This window comes from Thalassospira xianhensis MCCC 1A02616, from assembly GCF_003326475.1.
GTDB lineage: Bacteria > Pseudomonadota > Alphaproteobacteria > Rhodospirillales > Thalassospiraceae > Thalassospira > Thalassospira xianhensis.
Window position 1 is genome coordinate 20,544 of sequence record NZ_JPWA01000042.1, and the last position, 15,828, is coordinate 36,371.

Annotated in this window: 13 protein-coding genes; 12 read left to right on the forward strand and 1 reads right to left on the reverse strand. The window is 50.1% G+C overall.

Annotated features, from left to right (window positions below; genetic code table 11):
* The first annotated feature begins 532 nt into the window (after positions 1-532).
* From TH5_RS22245 to galE, 9 genes are all read left to right on the forward strand, one after another.
* Entirely contained in the window at positions 533-1,906 is a 1,374-nt protein-coding gene (locus TH5_RS22245) for an exopolysaccharide biosynthesis polyprenyl glycosylphosphotransferase (protein WP_167443630.1), read from the forward strand.
* 48 nt (positions 1,907-1,954) lie between these two features.
* A complete protein-coding gene (locus TH5_RS22250; RefSeq protein ID WP_114123727.1) occupies positions 1,955-2,737 on the forward strand; it encodes a WecB/TagA/CpsF family glycosyltransferase in 783 nt (260 codons plus the stop codon).
* Between the two features lie 61 nt (positions 2,738-2,798).
* Positions 2,799-4,103 carry a flippase gene (locus TH5_RS22255; RefSeq protein WP_167443631.1) on the forward strand — a complete coding sequence of 435 codons (1,305 nt, stop codon included), beginning with the start codon at positions 2,799-2,801 and terminating at the stop codon, positions 4,101-4,103.
* A gap of 10 nt (positions 4,104-4,113) precedes the next feature.
* Positions 4,114-5,034: a sulfotransferase family protein gene (locus TH5_RS22260; protein WP_114123717.1), complete on the forward strand. Its 921-nt coding sequence runs from the start codon at positions 4,114-4,116 to the stop codon at positions 5,032-5,034.
* A 119-nt stretch (positions 5,035-5,153) separates the two neighbouring features.
* Positions 5,154-5,981 carry an FkbM family methyltransferase gene (locus TH5_RS22265; protein ID WP_114123718.1) on the forward strand — a complete coding sequence of 276 codons (828 nt, stop codon included), beginning with the start codon at positions 5,154-5,156 and terminating at the stop codon, positions 5,979-5,981.
* A complete protein-coding gene (locus TH5_RS22270) occupies positions 5,959-7,182 on the forward strand; it encodes a capsular polysaccharide export protein, LipB/KpsS family (RefSeq protein ID WP_167443632.1) in 1,224 nt (407 codons plus the stop codon). The genes TH5_RS22265 and TH5_RS22270 overlap by 23 nt, the downstream gene beginning before the upstream one ends.
* On the forward strand, positions 7,179-8,276 hold the full coding sequence (locus tag TH5_RS22275) for a glycosyltransferase (RefSeq protein ID WP_114123720.1): 1,098 nt from the start codon (positions 7,179-7,181) through the stop codon (positions 8,274-8,276). The genes TH5_RS22270 and TH5_RS22275 overlap by 4 nt, the downstream gene beginning before the upstream one ends.
* Positions 8,276-9,535, forward strand: a complete 1,260-nt coding sequence (locus tag TH5_RS22280) for an O-antigen ligase family protein (protein ID WP_114123721.1) — start codon at positions 8,276-8,278, stop codon at positions 9,533-9,535. The genes TH5_RS22275 and TH5_RS22280 overlap by 1 nt, the downstream gene beginning before the upstream one ends.
* A 188-nt stretch (positions 9,536-9,723) precedes the next feature.
* Positions 9,724-10,590, forward strand: coding sequence for a UDP-glucose 4-epimerase GalE (galE, locus tag TH5_RS22285; RefSeq protein ID WP_279627779.1), 867 nt, complete (start codon positions 9,724-9,726; stop codon positions 10,588-10,590).
* Positions 10,591-10,600: 10 nt separating this feature from the next.
* Here galE and TH5_RS22290 read toward each other — a convergent pair whose 3' ends face one another.
* The gene (locus TH5_RS22290) at positions 10,601-11,950 is read right to left on the reverse strand and encodes an O-antigen ligase family protein (RefSeq protein ID WP_167443633.1); all 1,350 of its coding nucleotides are present in this window, start codon (positions 11,948-11,950) and stop codon (positions 10,601-10,603) included.
* A 244-nt stretch (positions 11,951-12,194) separates the two neighbouring features.
* Between TH5_RS22290 and TH5_RS22295 the strand changes: the two genes are divergently transcribed.
* The 3 genes from TH5_RS22295 to TH5_RS22305 all read left to right on the forward strand — a co-directional run.
* Complete coding sequence (locus TH5_RS22295) at positions 12,195-14,504, forward strand: GumC family protein (protein ID WP_114123723.1); 2,310 nt, start codon at positions 12,195-12,197, stop codon at positions 14,502-14,504.
* Between the two features lie 3 nt (positions 14,505-14,507).
* Positions 14,508-15,194, forward strand: coding sequence for a hypothetical protein (locus TH5_RS22300; RefSeq protein WP_114123724.1), 687 nt, complete (start codon positions 14,508-14,510; stop codon positions 15,192-15,194).
* Between the two features lie 363 nt (positions 15,195-15,557).
* On the forward strand, positions 15,558-15,828 hold a 271-nt coding region (locus TH5_RS22305), incomplete at its 3' end, for a hypothetical protein (protein ID WP_147250164.1).

Here is a 15,828-nt window from a genome sequence, read left to right on the forward strand (position 1 = left end):
AATTTCATCAAGGGGTCGCCGGGCTCGATAGCTCCATGCCTGAACGGAATCGATCACGAAAACGGCTTAAAACCTGGTGGTTAGCATCCTGTTCGGGGTCGGGCAAGTACACCGGCTTCCTCTTTTTCTTAGCCGACCCGATCATTTTTCCACAGCATTATTGGTACAATCATACCGTTGAGACCAAAGGAAGAATCACCCCCTGAATTCCTGAACATGCGTTTCTTTCCAGCCTTTCACATGTCGCTGCTGTGAATACTACTCATAAAATCTCTCGAAATAATTCTTTTGTATAGGTACAATCCAATATTCGACCTGCTATAGACAGAAAATCAAATCAAACTGGAACGCAATTCCGCAGAAACAAGCGGAAATTCAACAATTAGAATCAAAAAGATCAACTGGTTGGGGTCACTATACAGGCGGTAGCAAGCGGATCATGAACCGCGTAGTTACGTCGTGGACAGGACCTAATTTGGGGGCGACCAGAGTGCTTGCGCATAGCAGAAGCCACGTGCTTCTCAGGGATTTGATGGCGATTGGCGATATTGCGGTGCTGCTGCTTGCGGCATTGCTTGCGTCTTGGTTGCGTTTTGATGCAATCCTGCCACCAGATCACCTTATTCTACCAATATTTGCAACACCACTTTTTTATCTGGCTGCAATGATGGTTTTGGGCGGTTATCACACGCTTGATCCGCAAACGCTTCAGATGGGGCTTCTGCGCGTGATCGCCGCCCTTTCGGTTGCATTTGCGATCCTGCTGGCGATTGCCTATTTCTCCAAGGTTTCCGATGAATTCTCCCGCCTTTGGACGGCATACTATGCATTGGCAGGCTTGATATCCATTATCACCCTTCGGATATGCAGCTTTGGAATTCTACGCGCCCTTGGCAAACAAGATATTTTCCGTCCGACGATTGCAATTATCGGCTCGCTACCGACCCCGCATATAATCGAGACGCTTGAGTCCCGGGTTCTGGCGCATCGCTATCGTATCATCCATCGCTGCCTGATCAGGAAGGAGGAAACCACAGCAACCGAGCTGCAAGGCTGCCTTGCCAAATTGCGTCGCGCCGGGCCTGACATGATCATATTGGCGCTCTCGGAAACGGATAAAGTACGCTTCGCCAACGAGCTCGACGACATGTATGCCATATCCGCGGAAATACTTGAAATCGGAGACTTTTCGAGTAGTCGGCCTGTCGATAGAGAGGGAAATACCACTTTGGATCCCGGCAGCGAATGGATCGTAATGGCCGGCCTTCCCTTCATTCGCCGCGCGGTTCGTCCGTTCGGATTACGGGGATGGTGGATCAAGCGGGTCGAGGATATCGTGATCGGATCGATTGCGATCATTATCGCCTCACCAATTATGCTTATCGTGGCGTTTCTTGTGAGAGTCACCAGTCCAGGCCCAGTATTTTACATACAACTCCGCCATGGCTTTAACGGCGAACCGATCCGGGTGCTTAAATTCCGGTCAATGTATATTGATAGCTGCGCCACAGGGGACGCGGAAACCATACCACAAGCAACTCGAGGAGATTCGCGCATAACGCCTCTTGGGGCCTTTATACGCAAAACCAGCCTGGATGAGCTACCTCAGCTGCTTAACGTGCTACACGGAGACATGTCACTGGTTGGCCCACGACCGCATGCGACACAGCATAATACGCTATATCGTAGACATATCGACGGTTACTTTGCCCGTCATCGTGTAAAGCCCGGAATTACGGGTTGGGCCCAGGTTAATGGCTGGCGAGGGGAAACCGATACGGATGAGAAAATGCGACAGCGTATTCTGCATGACATATATTATATTTCCAATTGGTCGCCTTGGCTGGATGTTCGTGTTCTCATACTAACTGTATGTGGTGCATTTCTGTCACGGAACGCGTACTGAAAACGAAATATGCATCCCGTGACCACTGATTACTTTATGAAACAAGATATGGCTGTCACTCATCCTGATTTCTGGGCGCCGTTTGAACACTGCCACCTTGGCGGACAGAAGATAGTCACGGCCTCCCGAACGGAACTGGCTCAGGCCATGGTCGATGATTGCCTTGCCGCGCGCGAAATAAAGACGAAGCCGCGTCTGGTGTTTGACCTTAACGGGCATGGGCTTTCACTTTATGCCTCGGATGAGAACTATCAGACTGCCATGGATATGGCTGATATCATTCATGCCGATGGCGGCTTTCTGGTTTCGCTCTCCCGCATACTAACCCAAACCCCCATCGCCGAACGTAGTGCCACCACTGATATGTTTCATGATTGCGCAAAGGCGGCGGCCAAAAACAGCCTTTCTTTTTATATTCTGGGCGGGACAGAAACGGTCAATGCTGAATGCGCACGCCGCCTGAAAGTACTTTATCCAGACATGAATATCATTGGCCGCCGGAACGGTTTTTTTTCTATCGATGAAGAAGCTAACGTTATCGAGGAGATCAACACACTCAAACCTGATGTACTATGGGTAGGACTGGGCAAACCAAAGGAACAGGTTTTCAGCGTCCAATGGCGCGATCACCTGACCTGTGGCTGGCTTGTCACCTGCGGTGGTTGTTACAATTATGTCACCGGTGATTATCCGCGCGCGCCCTTATGGATGCAGCGGGCCAATATCGAATGGCTGTATCGTATGGCGACCAATCGCAAACTCGTTCGGCGCTATCTGACAACCAATCTTCATGCACTCTGGCTAGTACTCCGCCGCGGGGACAAGGCATAGTATGACAGCGCAACATTTGTTATCCAGACCTCTCCGTCGGGTACAACGTGCATGCGCCCTAATGAAGGGTGAAGGATTGCGTGCGCAGCTTCTGCGTGGCGGGCTCGGTGCAGGACTGATCAAGCTCGTTGGCATCGCCATGTCCCTTGTCCTTTCGATACTGCTGGCGCGCCTTTTGGGGCCGGAACAGTTTGGCCTTTATTCATTCATCTTTGCGCTGGTTTCAATACTTGCAATCCCTGCGCAAATGGGCCTACCCAATCTGGTAATTCGCGAAACCGCCCGTGCCATGGTTAATCAGGACAATGCACTTATCAAGGGTTTGTGGCGTTGGGCGGGGCGCATGGTGGTTCTTTCCTGTATAGTCCTTGCTTTGCTAGGAGGCGGAGCATCCCTTGTACTGAAGGGGTACGTTCCGGCACTCACCTCCCCGACCTTTTACTGGGGGCTTGCCCTGATGCCGCTGATCGCGTTCGGTACCTTGCGCGGTGCGGCAATGCGCGGGCTTGGTGTGATTGTACGCGGACTGTTACCAGAATTTATTCTCCTGCCTGGACTGTTCATTTTTCTGCTTTCCGTGGCTTTTATTTTTGTCAGCCCGCTTGATGCTGCGACAGCCATGATGCTGCATGTGGCCGCAGGGGCAGGCGCGTTCCTTGCCGGGACCTTTCTACTCTCATGGGTTCGCCCGGGAGGGCATAATGACACAACACGATACGAATCAGCCACCTGGCGCAAAGCAATGCTGCCACTCGCTTTGATCGCCGGTTCAGGGATGATTACCCGCTATACGGATATTGTCATGCTTGGTCTGATGCGCAGTGAAGCAGAGGTCGGCGTCTATCGTATCGCTGCGCAGTGGGCTTGGCTCACCACCCTTGGTCTGCTGACCGTCAATCTGGTTGTTCCACCACAATTCGCAAGGTTGCACGAACTTGATGACAGGCGGAGATTACAACAACTGGCAAGCAAAGCAGCACTTGTTGCAACGCTTCTGGCGCTGCCGCCTTTCCTTGCTTTCATGCTATTTGGCGAGGAAATCGTCACCTTCCTTGTCGGCGCCGAATATGCTGCCGCTCATCTGCCGCTCGCCATATTGGCGGGGGGACAGGTGATCAATGCGATAACCGGTTCCGTCGGCATGTTGCTTGCAATGACAGGGTTCGAACGCGACACAGCCCGTATAGTAGTCGCAAGCGCTACACTGAACATTATCCTCAATCTGATGCTCATTCCCGCCTTCGGCATGGTTGGCGCAGCCATAGCGACAGCCTTCGCCCTTTCTGCGCAAATGGTCACCTTGTGGGTCATCTTGCGCGCGCGCCTCAAGATCAACAGCTCCATGTTCCATTGGCAGAAAATCTGAAGAGACTAAAATGAAAAAACCCAATTTCTTTATTATCGGTGCCCCCAAATGCGGCACAACATCCATGGCAAAATGGCTGTCCGAACATCCAGAAATTTTCATCCCACCGGAAAAGGAATTGCATTTCTTCTGTTTCGACTTCCCCCATCACGACAAATATTGGAAGAAGAACTTCGATGAATATGAAAAGTTCTTCTCTAAAGCAGATCAACAGCATATTGCAGTTGGTGAAGCGTCAACACATTACTGGGGATCATCAGTTGCTATTGGAGAAATTCTAAGCTATGCGCCAAATGCCAAGTTTATTGCAATGTTGCGCGCACCTCACGAGATGGCAGTTTCCCTTCATGAACAAGCAATTTGGGGCTTGCAAGAAGACCAAGAAGACTTTGCAACAGCATGGAGGCTGCAAATAGATATCACACAAGGCATCAAACCGCCCAAAAGCTACAAAAACCCCTATTTGGTACAATATGCAGAATGGTGCAACCTTGGCACAAAGGTCGAGAACCTACTCAAGCTCGTCCCTAAAGAGAAGTGTCACTTCATTTTCATAGATGATATGAAGAAGAATCCACGCAGCGTTTATCTATCTCTTTTGGATTTTTTGAATGTTCCGGATGATGGCCGCACCAAATTCCCCATCTATAATTCCGCCAAGAAACACAAAAGCCTTAAGTTAGCGCGAACGGTTAGAGCACTACAACAACTCAGAAATAATATTGGTTTTAATCCTCTTCGAGGGATGGGAATACTGACCTCTATCCGTGAGTTTAACAAAGTGGAAAAGCCTCGCACACCGATTTCAGCAGAAATGCAGGAAGAACTTATCTCCTTCTTCCGCCCGGAGGTCAGAAAGCTAGAACAGCTTCTTGATCGTGACCTTTCTCATTGGCTTCAAAGCAATGAGAGAAAATTATCACAACAGTAAATCAATGTCGGAGAAATACACAAAAAGCACTTCCACTAGCATAGCCATTTCCCTTTTATTATTAAGAAGAAAAAATTCAAAATTAAATATCATTTTTTACAACTCAAAAGGACATTAACATGCAAAAAACAATCAAAAAATTCATTATAAATAAAATAAACAACCAACATTTATTAAACATAATAATCAAATACACAGGAATACTTACATTAAAGCTCTACGAAAACGAAATTACGTTTGATATGTCGATGAGACATGAACGCCAATATGCTTTAAGAATATTGTTCGAATGTCGCATTCCTCAGGCAGATATTGATCTACTACTTTTTCAAAAATTCATAAAACCTGGCGATTATGTTCTGGATGCGGGTGCTAATATTGGCATAACCGCAATTGAAGCGCTCTCATGTGGTGCCTCTATGGTTCTCTGCATTGAGCCGGAACCCACACTAGCTGCTAGATTAAGAAAAATTTCTAATAAGCGCATCGAAGTGCATGAATGTGCATTAAGTCATTCCGATGGCGTTGCTGAACTCTATATTTCAAGTCCCCATAATCAAGGACACACAATCGACTTAGAAACACGAAAAATCTTCGATGACATATTTGGTTCTAAAACACAACAGGTTGCTACTAAATCCATACAATCCCTTCTTGATGGTCGACATTGTAACGTTTGGAAACTAGATATCGAAGGCGCAGAAGTTGCCGTAATAGAAGCTGCAATGTCCCAAATTAAAATCTCACCTCCGCGTATTATAATAGCTGAGGTTTACGGAAATAATTTGGATAAGATGCTGATGTTTTTGTCTGAGTACTATCATTGTAATCGGGCCGCAATCATGAAAGGAAGATATACACTGACATTATTGCCGCCAGAAAACGGAAGACTCTCTATAAAGTATGAGCACACCAGCCCGATGTATGTATTCCAATACCGGGATTAATCTTTTGACCATCCTTATACATATCGATTGGAACCGCCGTTTGCCATTTTATAGACGGCTGGCGCGTGCACTGAAAGCTTTGGGGCATGAGGTCGTGTTTTTGTCGTCCTCAATGGCCGCATGGTCGGAATTGCGATGGCAGGGCGAGACGGCAGCGTTATGCCGTTTTGGGCACACTACCGTTGACGCACCAAGACTTGACGACACTATCGAAGCAGCGGCGTTACAATGGCCACAAACGCGTTGCGCACAGCTTTATACTGGAACAATTTTAGCAGCCACCCGCATCCACAATCTTCAACCTTTTGACGGCATACTACTCTGGAATGGAGGTAGTGTTGCGGGAAAAGCGCTCACAGACTTTGCCGTACGACACGACATATGGACCGGTTTTTTGGAAATATCCAACATCTCTGGAAAATTATTTGTAGATTCGCAGGGGGCTAATGCACGGGCGCATATTGCTGCAAAACCCGACATTCTTATGCGTTATCCTGTATCAGAAGAATTATTTAACACTTGGAAACAGTCATTTTTAGCACAGAAACGCAATACTCACGTCGTACCGCAATCCATGGATCGGCAACGATTTAATTCTGGTGCAATTCTGGACCTGATCGGGATATTCGCAGGCGTCCCGTGGACAAGAACAGAAACAATGTCATCCAAGACAAGACGCATCCTGTTACGTCGGGGTCCCGCCAGCGAAATTTTACAGGAAGACGCTTTCGATATCACTGGAACAGATTATGTCTTTCTGCCCCTACAACTAAGCACCGATACGAATGTTCTGCTGAACAGTACTGTTAACAATGAAGTCGCTCTGTACCGCGCAGCCAACGAGGCGCAAGAGATGGGCTGCAAGCTCGTCGTCAAGCTACACCCAGCAGAGGTCGACCCGGCCTTCGCTCGTCGTGTCAGGGCGTTACAAGTCACGCTCGGCTTTCTGGTCTCACGCGCCAATACATTCGTATTGATGGAACATGCCCGTCTTATCGCAACCATCAACTCAACCGTCGGCATTGAAGCACGCCTCCTGCGCCGCCCGGTAACAATCTACGGCAATGCCCTTTACACAAACTTCACTGATGCGCATCTACGCAACTACATTCTGGGCTGGCTGCTCGATATTGATCATACCGCAACCAGCGAAATCCCTCCTGAACAGGCTGCGGCGTTGTTGGAAAGGTGCAGGGTATGACAACAGATATCCTCTGTCTCGTCTCCCATCACAGCGTCGGCGGCGCGCAGAATGTTGCCGTACGTCTGACATCAGCATTTCGTGAACGAGGTTACCGGGCGGAGCTTGGCTTTCTGTTCCAGGAAAATGCGAACTGGAACTGCGGCATCAAGGATCGCTTCATTATAGCAGAGAGAAAGCCCAAAACGCTGACTGAATGGTGGCACTTCTTCACAAGATGTCGGGCAGAATGTGCAATGCGGGCCCCACTTGTCGCCATCGGGTTTCATCCGCTCGCCAATATCATCGGAGCCCTGATGGTTGGAAAAAGCGGACGTTTCATTTCCAGTCAGGCATGGCCCGCTACTGAGCAATCCAGGGGGACGGAAAGAGTTGAAAACCTGTTGTGCCGTACACCTCTAATATACAGGAATATAGCAGTGAGCGGTTTCGTGGCCTCCACCTTTGCCCATCGCGGCAAGGCTTATGCACGCAAGACGGAAATCATTTACAATGATCCGCCCACCTTACCAGTGATTGAGGATGACAAGCCCGCTTGCCAGAAAAAACTGGGCATAACGACAGGTGTCCCAGTACTAGGGTGTATCGGACGGTTGCATGAACAGAAAAACTTTCAGCTTGCAATTCGCACCTTGCCATATGTCCCATCCGCCCATCTCTTTATTGCAGGCGATGGCACGCAAGAAGCCATGTTGCGCGCCTTGGCTGTAAAAAGGGGCGTTGACGCTCGGGTGCATTTTCTCGGTCCACTTGTCGGGGCAGACGTCTCCCGTTTCTATCGCGCCGTCGATTGGTTACTCATGCCTTCCCTTTACGAGGGCCATCCGCTGGTAATGCTTGAGGCCATGGCTTCAGGTGCACCGGTAATCTCCCATGACGTCCCAGTAATGCGCGAAGCCGGTGCCGATGCGGCGCTCTATTGCTCGTCAGAGCCAATCAACTGGGCAGAGACGCTTGCCAACTTGGATGAGCCCAGGCGGCAGGAAATGATCGCGAAAGGAAAGGCCCGTGCCGCCCATTTCGCGCAAACCTCCATGGTGGACGAATATCTGCGGATGATGAGTTTACCCGCCTACAAACAGGAAGCCCTTTGATGAATCCTGCCCACATCATCCTTCTCTCACCGCTGATCTGGCTTTCCGGTTTCACTCCTGTCATCTATCAGCTTTTCACAGCATGGATTGGCTTACGCCGCTCCAACCTTTTCACGCGTCTGGGTGGCGTGGAGATGACCTTGCTCGGATACATCGGAGTTTACACCTTCTCTCTTTTCCTTGCGGTGCTGCAAGGCGCAGAGATCACTCGCGTCCTAGCAGGTTTTTATAATCTCTCCTTTTGGATGATGGGGTTCTTCCTGATTGTCGGGCAGAGGCAATCCAACTCTCGCGCCATTGGCCGCTCGGCGTTTACTCTACTTTGCTTTATCCTGCTGATTACTTGGGCTTTCGCGTTCATACCCGGCGTCGCACCGGCATATCCAACATTGATATCTTCTTTGATCGACGTGGGAAACTTGCCAAACAACATCAGAGACAATACAACTCTGAACATAAGTGTTCAAAATTGGGCCGATTTTGGTTCTGGCTATCGCTTCTCAATCCTCTCTCCGTATCCAACGGCCTTCGCGATCCTGATCTTTCTGCTCACGTGTCTATCCTGGCCTGAAAGATGGAGCCGGCTCCGCTCCCTGAGAATCCTTATCATTCCGGCCCTGTCTTTTCATGTCATCTTAAATATGACGGCGTCACGCGCTGTCGCCGGTGCTTTTGTCGTTTATATCGCATTGCTTCTCTATGCGGCTATCATTGCCAGAATCAAGGGATCGAACAACAGGCGCACCCTGACGCTGCTTGTCACGATGTTTACAGTTGTACTCCTTATGATCACTCTCCCCGTGCTGAACGACGTTTGGGAGAGAATCAACGAAAGCCGCGCCGGTAGCTCTGCCCTACGCTTCAGAATCTACGAAATATCCCTTTCTTCTATGATCAATGAACACCCGCTCTTAGGATTTGGCGTCAAGGCACGTGATGAAAGCATCGCTGCAATTCCTATTGGTTCGCATTCAACGATCATCTCTACTCTCTATAAAACAGGAATAATCGGGTTTATCTTTCTGCTATCTTTTTTTGTCCTAGTGGCAAGAAGAGCGATAGCGATTCTGCTGTCGGGTCCCGCCACTTCTCATGACCGAAGTATGGCAGCAGGGATTCTAGCCTTTTTCATTGCCTTGGCTTTCGAGGATATTGATGCCCTTCCTCTAGCTTCCTTCCTTTACTTTACTCTCATGGCTCTCGTCCTCCGGAGGTCGGAGGAATTGGAGCTTGAGAAGCAACTCACCTCTTTCCATTAGACCTGTTGCAAGGATTAACAATGACACAAAACATCCTCGTTACAGGAGGAGTAGTATATCTTGGTTCACATACGATCCTCTGCCTGCTTGACGCAGGATTTGGCATCGTCGCATTGGATAACCTTTGTAACAGTTCGTGTGAATCTTTGCGGCGGGTAGAGAAAATTTGTGGCTAGGCGCCTTATTTTATTGAGGGCGACGTCCGAGACAGGAAATTGTTGGACAAGGTATTTTCTAACCACGATATCGGTGCCGTACTACATTTTGCGGGCCTGAAAGCTGTAGGAGAAAGCCTTCATCAACCGCTACGTTATTACGAAAACAATGTGGCTGGCAGTATCAATCTGTGCCAAGCAATGGCACGTGCGGGCGTATTTACACTGGTATTCAATTCCTCTGCCACAGTTTATGGTGAACCTGAAACAATGCCAATCCGGGAGGATTTCCCCACCGGAAAACCAACCAATCCTTATGGGCGCTCAAAGCTTATAGTCGAACAGATCCTTGGCGACCTGGCTGCGTCCGATACGCGCTGGTCATTTGGTATTCTTCGATATTTCAACCCGGTGGGTGCCCATGAAAGCGGCCTTATCGGAGAATCCCCCAAAGGCTTCCCCAGCAATCTGCTACCTTATATCAGTCAGGTAGCCATTGGAAAGCGTAAGTCCTTAACAGTGTTTGGCAACGATTACCCGACACTGGATGGTACAGGCATACGGGATTACATTCACGTCGTGGATCTGGCACGGGGTCACCTGAAAGCATTGCAAGCGTTATCCAACCGTAACGGAATAAACATTTGGAACCTCGGCACGGGCAAAGGCTTCTCTGTATTGCAGATGGTACAGGCGTTCGAGCAGGATTCAGGCAAGAAAGTGCCTTATACTATAGCGCCAAGGCGTGCGGGTGACATTGCCGAATGTTGGGTCGATCCAACGAAAGCCTGGAACGAATTGGGTTGGCAGTCGGAGTATAATCTGGATCGGATGATGATTGACACCTGGCGCTGGCAATCACAAAATCCTGATGGATTTAATCCTGACGCAAAACCTTAAAGAATCAGCATTAACTGAGCAATCTGTTCTCGCCAGAAAAGCTCTGTTCCCACCCCAAAGCAACAAGAAACATAAAACAGATGCCCATTGCAGGCATCTGCACGCTGAAGTCCACAAAACTATGTGCAGCAACCGTCAGACAGGAAGCCACACCTACAATCGGATAAATCTGATCACGATGTCGTAAAACAAGACCAGATGCACTTTTTGCGAAAATCACAACAAATATAATCAAACACGCCAACAGCGTGGTAAAACCGGCCCCGAAAGCAAATTCCAGATAACTGTTATGCGCTAAATCCCATGTCAGTCCGGAGATATTCTGTTGCTTGAATTGGCGAAATCCGGGTTCAAACGCACCATAGCCATAACCTGTCACAGGGGACAATTGAATGCCGTCTATTGTCCGCTCATAGACGGTAAGGCGCGTGGCCTGATCAGTGTCCAATCTTTCAAATCTCCGCTCCAGGGTGTGGCCGCTAAACCAGAAGCCAACAATCAACAGACAAACGATCCCTCCCACAGACCATCCGGCAATCTTACGGGGTAGCATCCGTGCAACAAAAAGACCAATCAGGACAGCCATCACACCAATCATACCGCTGGCAAAGCCAGCGCGCGAATGCGTCAGCATCAGAGCCGTCCCTGTGGTTAAGCCCCCCAGGATCGGCAACCATGCCTTTTTCATCACCCCATCCATCATTCGCCGGATCATTTTACGCCCCGCACTGCCCCTTCGCAAATCATGGGCAAGCACATTCACAAACATGACAACTGACGCAATGAGCCCCATTGCCGCGTAGGTGGCATAACTGTTGCGGTTAATAAATGTACTGGTCAAATCCCCTCGATAAGCCGTTTTGTCATACCAAAGGATTTTCTCCCAACCGCCGAAAAATACGCTAAGGCCGTAAATCGCATAAACAGTCGAAACAATAACGAAAAACTTCAACATGATTGCAGCATTCCCGCGGTCCCGCCCGTGCCGCGCGGCAAGCCAGAATACACCGGCATAGGCAAGCAGCACCATCAAGGCATCACGCGTAAGTTCCGGATCAATAGACACATATGCGGCCATATCCCGGCCAAGCTGTGCTGCTGCCTCTCCCCACATCGGGTGGGCAGCCGCGGGTAAAACATCCGGGGTGGCCTGGATCACAATCCAGATGACAACGGGAATAAAAAGAACTGCTGGAATGGCAATACGTTTCATAAACCGGCTTTCACCACGAACCGGGTCGGCAAATGCCGCAACGGCATCAAGCAAAACAAGAATGCCAACCCAAAGGGAAAGAATGGACCATGCCCACGGCCGGTTCGAACCAAACGGCAGAGGCGCAATCGCAATCAGGGCAAGCAACCCGTAAAACACAAACCGGCGTACAAAATTCATGTCCCTGTCCCCATCCCTATACCCTTGTCGTATATCCATGCTCTACCCATCTGATCAAGCCAGAATGAGGCCAACCTGCCTGCAACCATACAAATTCCGATCAAAATTCGATCAAATCGCGATTGTGAATGGTTGCCGCCAGTCAACAAATTCCGTATAGCTTTCGCATCCGTGCCGCATCATATACAAGTGGTTACGTTGGGGTCGAAATATGGGGGCCGTTTTGAACAGCACGACCAAGGTCAGTTCGGTGATGGATAGCAGCACGCGTGAACATAACAAATCACGCCTGAAAAGCCTGACCGATCGCATTTCTCAGCAAAGCAGCAGTGACGAAATCGATCTGCAGGAACTGCTGCGCACATTGTGGCGGCGCAAATCTGTTATTTTTTCCGTCGTCGCCATCCTGACGGCGCTCACAACCCTGATCGTGTTTCAGGTCGCACCGCGTTATACCGCAACCACCAACGTTATTATCGATGGCCGGAAATCCAACGTTGTCGATATCGAAAGCGTGATGACGGGCATGTCCGCCGAAATGGGCGCACTGTTAAGCGAGGTAGAGGTTATCCATTCCTCGTCGTTGATCCGGCGCGTGGTCGAAAAGCTGAAGTTGGAACAGGACCCGGAATTCAATATCGAAATTGCCAAAAAATCGTGGATGGCATCGCTGCTTGATCCCGAAAGCTATGTTCCGCACGATGTTCTGGTCTCGCTTGGCCTGACTGAAAACGAGATTCTGCTAAGTGAGGACGAACTCACCGAACAAACAACAAACCGTGTCGTCAAAGCCGTTCAGGAACAGCTCGAAGTCGGCATTGTCGGCCGGTCCCAGGTCATTGCAATCAACTTCACCTCCACCAATGCGCGCAAGGCATCGCTGATCGCGAACACCATCGCCGACCAGTATATCGTCGATCAGCTTGAAGCAAAGTTCGAGGCAACCCGCCGGGCAACATCATGGCTGAATGATCGCCTTGGGGATCTGCGCGAGCGCGTCGAAACAACCGAACGCGCTGTCGAGGATTACCGCGAGACAATTGCGGCAAGCTCCGGTCAAAGCAGTTCGATGACGCAACAACAGATCTCGGAACTGAACTCGCAACTGATTCTGGCACAGGCAGACCGGGCAGAAGCCCAGGCGCGCCTAAATCAGGTGCAGCGCCTACTTAGCAGCAGCTCGGATCTGGCATCGGCCGCCGAAGTACTGAATTCGCAACTGATCCAGCGTCTGCGTGATCAGGAAGCCGAGGTCCTGCGCAAAGTATCCGAACTTGAATCGCGTTATGGTGACAGACATCCGCAAATGATCAAGGCGCGCGCAGAACTTACCGACCTGCGCGCCTCGATCGAGCGAGAGGTCCGTAAAATCGCACAAAGCCTGCGAAACGAAATGGGTGTTGCCGATGCACGCGTCGCCACCCTGCGCCAAAGCCTTGGACAACTCGAAACCAAAAACAGTTCCCAGAATCAGGCCGAAGTCCGCCTGCGCGAGCTCGAACGCGAAGCAAATGCCAACCGCCTGCTTTATGAAAACTTCCTGAACCGGTTCAAGGAAACGAACAATCAGGAAGATCTCCAGCAAGCAGATGCCCGCATCATAGCCCGCGCCGAAGTTCCGGTTGAACCATCAGCACCAAAGAAAAAACTGATCATTGCAGTTGCGCTTGTCGGTTCAATGTTCCTTGGCGTTGTTCTGGTCTTTGTTCTCGAGCAGCTTGACAACACCTTCCGTGGTGCCGAGCAGATCGAACAAATGACCGGTATTCCGGCAATCGGCATGGTCCCGCTTTTAACCGGGACACTTCTGGGTCGGACCGATGTCGGACGATATCCGACACAAAAACCCGGATCTGCGACAACTGAATCCGTTCGCAGCCTCAGGACTTCATTGATGCTGTCAAACGTCGATGCACCGCCCAAGGTGGTTGGAATCACCTCAACAGTCCCGTCCGAAGGAAAATCAACCCTGGCCGCGTGGCTCGCGCAGGTTGCCGCAACTTCCGGGCAACGCGTCCTGCTTGTCGATTGCGACTTGCGGCGCCCGACCGTGCATCGCACCTTCGGCGTCAGCAATGAAAACAGTATCGTCGAGCTTCTGGCCAATGAGTGCTCGTTGGACCAGACAATCAAGAAAGATCCGGAAAGCGGCATTTATGTACTTCCGGCCAAGAACACTCAGGCAAATGCCCTTGATCTGCTGTCTTCAAGCCACATGGCTGAAAATCTCAAGGCACTTCGCGCGCATTTCGATTTCATCGTGCTTGACGCGCCGCCGATTCTTGCTGTTTCTGACGCAAAGGTCATCGGCCTGATGGCTGACAAGATGCTTTACGTTGTAAAATGGGACGGCACACCTCGTGCGCTGGTACAGTCCGGGTTAAAGGAAACGGTTGAATCGGGTATCGACCTTGCCGGGACGGTTCTTAGCCAGGTGAATGTGAAAAAACATTCCAAATATGGCTATGGTGATTACGGCTACTATTATGGTCGATACAAAGACTACTATTCGAGCAAATAATCGATGAAACGCTCCATTTTGCGCCGACTGCCTGCCTGTATCGGGCTGGTCGGCGCGGCTTTTCTCATCTGGCTTGCCGTTCCGCGCACTTTTGCCTCCATCATGCTCGCGGTTTCAAAACCGGTATACGAACAGATAGATAACCCTGCCCTTCCATTAGCCGATATTACACAGCTCAAAGACCGGCTGCTCCGCGTGATTGACTGGGTCGACGAACGTGAAGTGCAGACGCGTCTCGGTTATGTGGAACTCGCCCTGGCCTCGCGGGCAGAAAATAAAACCGAACGGCAGGCACATCTTGCTCTGGCCGAAACCGCCTTTGAAAATGCCATCGCCCATTCGCCGATGGATCCCTTTTCATGGGCACGGCTTTGCTACATCAGGTTGCAAACCGGTGGCGTTGAGGACGGAACGGCAATGCAGGCGCTATCAACATCGCTTGTTACCGGTCCTTACGAAAGATCCCTTGCAATTTCACAGATCGAATATGCCACAATCCTGTGGGATCAACTTTCCGAAGACGATCAGAAAACGATCGAGGAAAAGGTGCGCTGGATCGAAACACTTGAACGCCGCGACCTGATTGCACTCGCAAAACAAAGCCCAAAAACGATGGTAGTCGTCATACGCGCCATGGCTCACGGTGATATCGACCGCTTCAGCCGTTTTATTGCCCAGCTGAATAAATAACCTGCCACATACCTGCTCTGGCAAAAGGTATATACAGGCGAAAGTTGCAACGCGGGTAACCCTCTGTCCGAATCATCTCACACTTTTTTGCAACTTTCCAAACTCAAAATTCAACCCTGAGACACCAAATACCCACAGATCGGCATACCTACAGATCGGCAACCATTTGACATGATTGAGTACTGAAAAAAAAGCCACACATGTGGCATAAATGACACATATACACCTGTTTCCATCAGATTTTTGCCATAAACCGCAAAGAATGCTTTGCCGGTTATTTTGGAAACAGATAGTATTTAACCAAGTAGATAGGGTCGGTTCCTGTGTCGGGAACTGAATAAGGTTTTCGAAGGGAGATGTGCTATGCGGCGCTTACAGAAACTGGCCGTTGCCACTGCTTTGGCTGGTAGTGTTTTCTTTGGCATGCAGACACTTGCCTATGCTCAGGCAGGCAATGTGTTAGATGCCGAGATCGGTTCTCAGATTGATGGTGCCGCCGCCAACCCGGCAGCATTGAGCACGATGGTTGCCAATCTGGTACAGACCAACCCGACGCTTGCCGCCGCAATTGCCAAGCGCGCAACGCAAAGCAACCCAGCCGCTGCCGCGCAGATTGCCCAGGCGATGGCACAGG

Coding starts and splice junctions, on each gene's coding strand:
- TH5_RS22260 (WP_114123717.1), top strand. CDS start 4,114: ATGAAAAAACCCAATTTCTTTATTATCGGTGCCCCCAAATGCGGCACA.
- TH5_RS22250 (WP_114123727.1), top strand. CDS start 1,955: ATGGCTGTCACTCATCCTGATTTCTGGGCGCCGTTTGAACACTGCCAC.
- TH5_RS22255 (WP_167443631.1), top strand. CDS start 2,799: ATGAAGGGTGAAGGATTGCGTGCGCAGCTTCTGCGTGGCGGGCTCGGT.
- TH5_RS22295 (WP_114123723.1), top strand. CDS start 12,195: ATGGGGGCCGTTTTGAACAGCACGACCAAGGTCAGTTCGGTGATGGAT.
- TH5_RS22275 (WP_114123720.1), top strand. CDS start 7,179: ATGACAACAGATATCCTCTGTCTCGTCTCCCATCACAGCGTCGGCGGC.
- TH5_RS22280 (WP_114123721.1), top strand. CDS start 8,276: ATGAATCCTGCCCACATCATCCTTCTCTCACCGCTGATCTGGCTTTCC.
- TH5_RS22270 (WP_167443632.1), top strand. CDS start 5,959: ATGTATTCCAATACCGGGATTAATCTTTTGACCATCCTTATACATATC.
- TH5_RS22265 (WP_114123718.1), top strand. CDS start 5,154: ATGCAAAAAACAATCAAAAAATTCATTATAAATAAAATAAACAACCAA.
- TH5_RS22300 (WP_114123724.1), top strand. CDS start 14,508: ATGAAACGCTCCATTTTGCGCCGACTGCCTGCCTGTATCGGGCTGGTC.
- TH5_RS22245 (WP_167443630.1), top strand. CDS start 533: ATGGCGATTGGCGATATTGCGGTGCTGCTGCTTGCGGCATTGCTTGCG.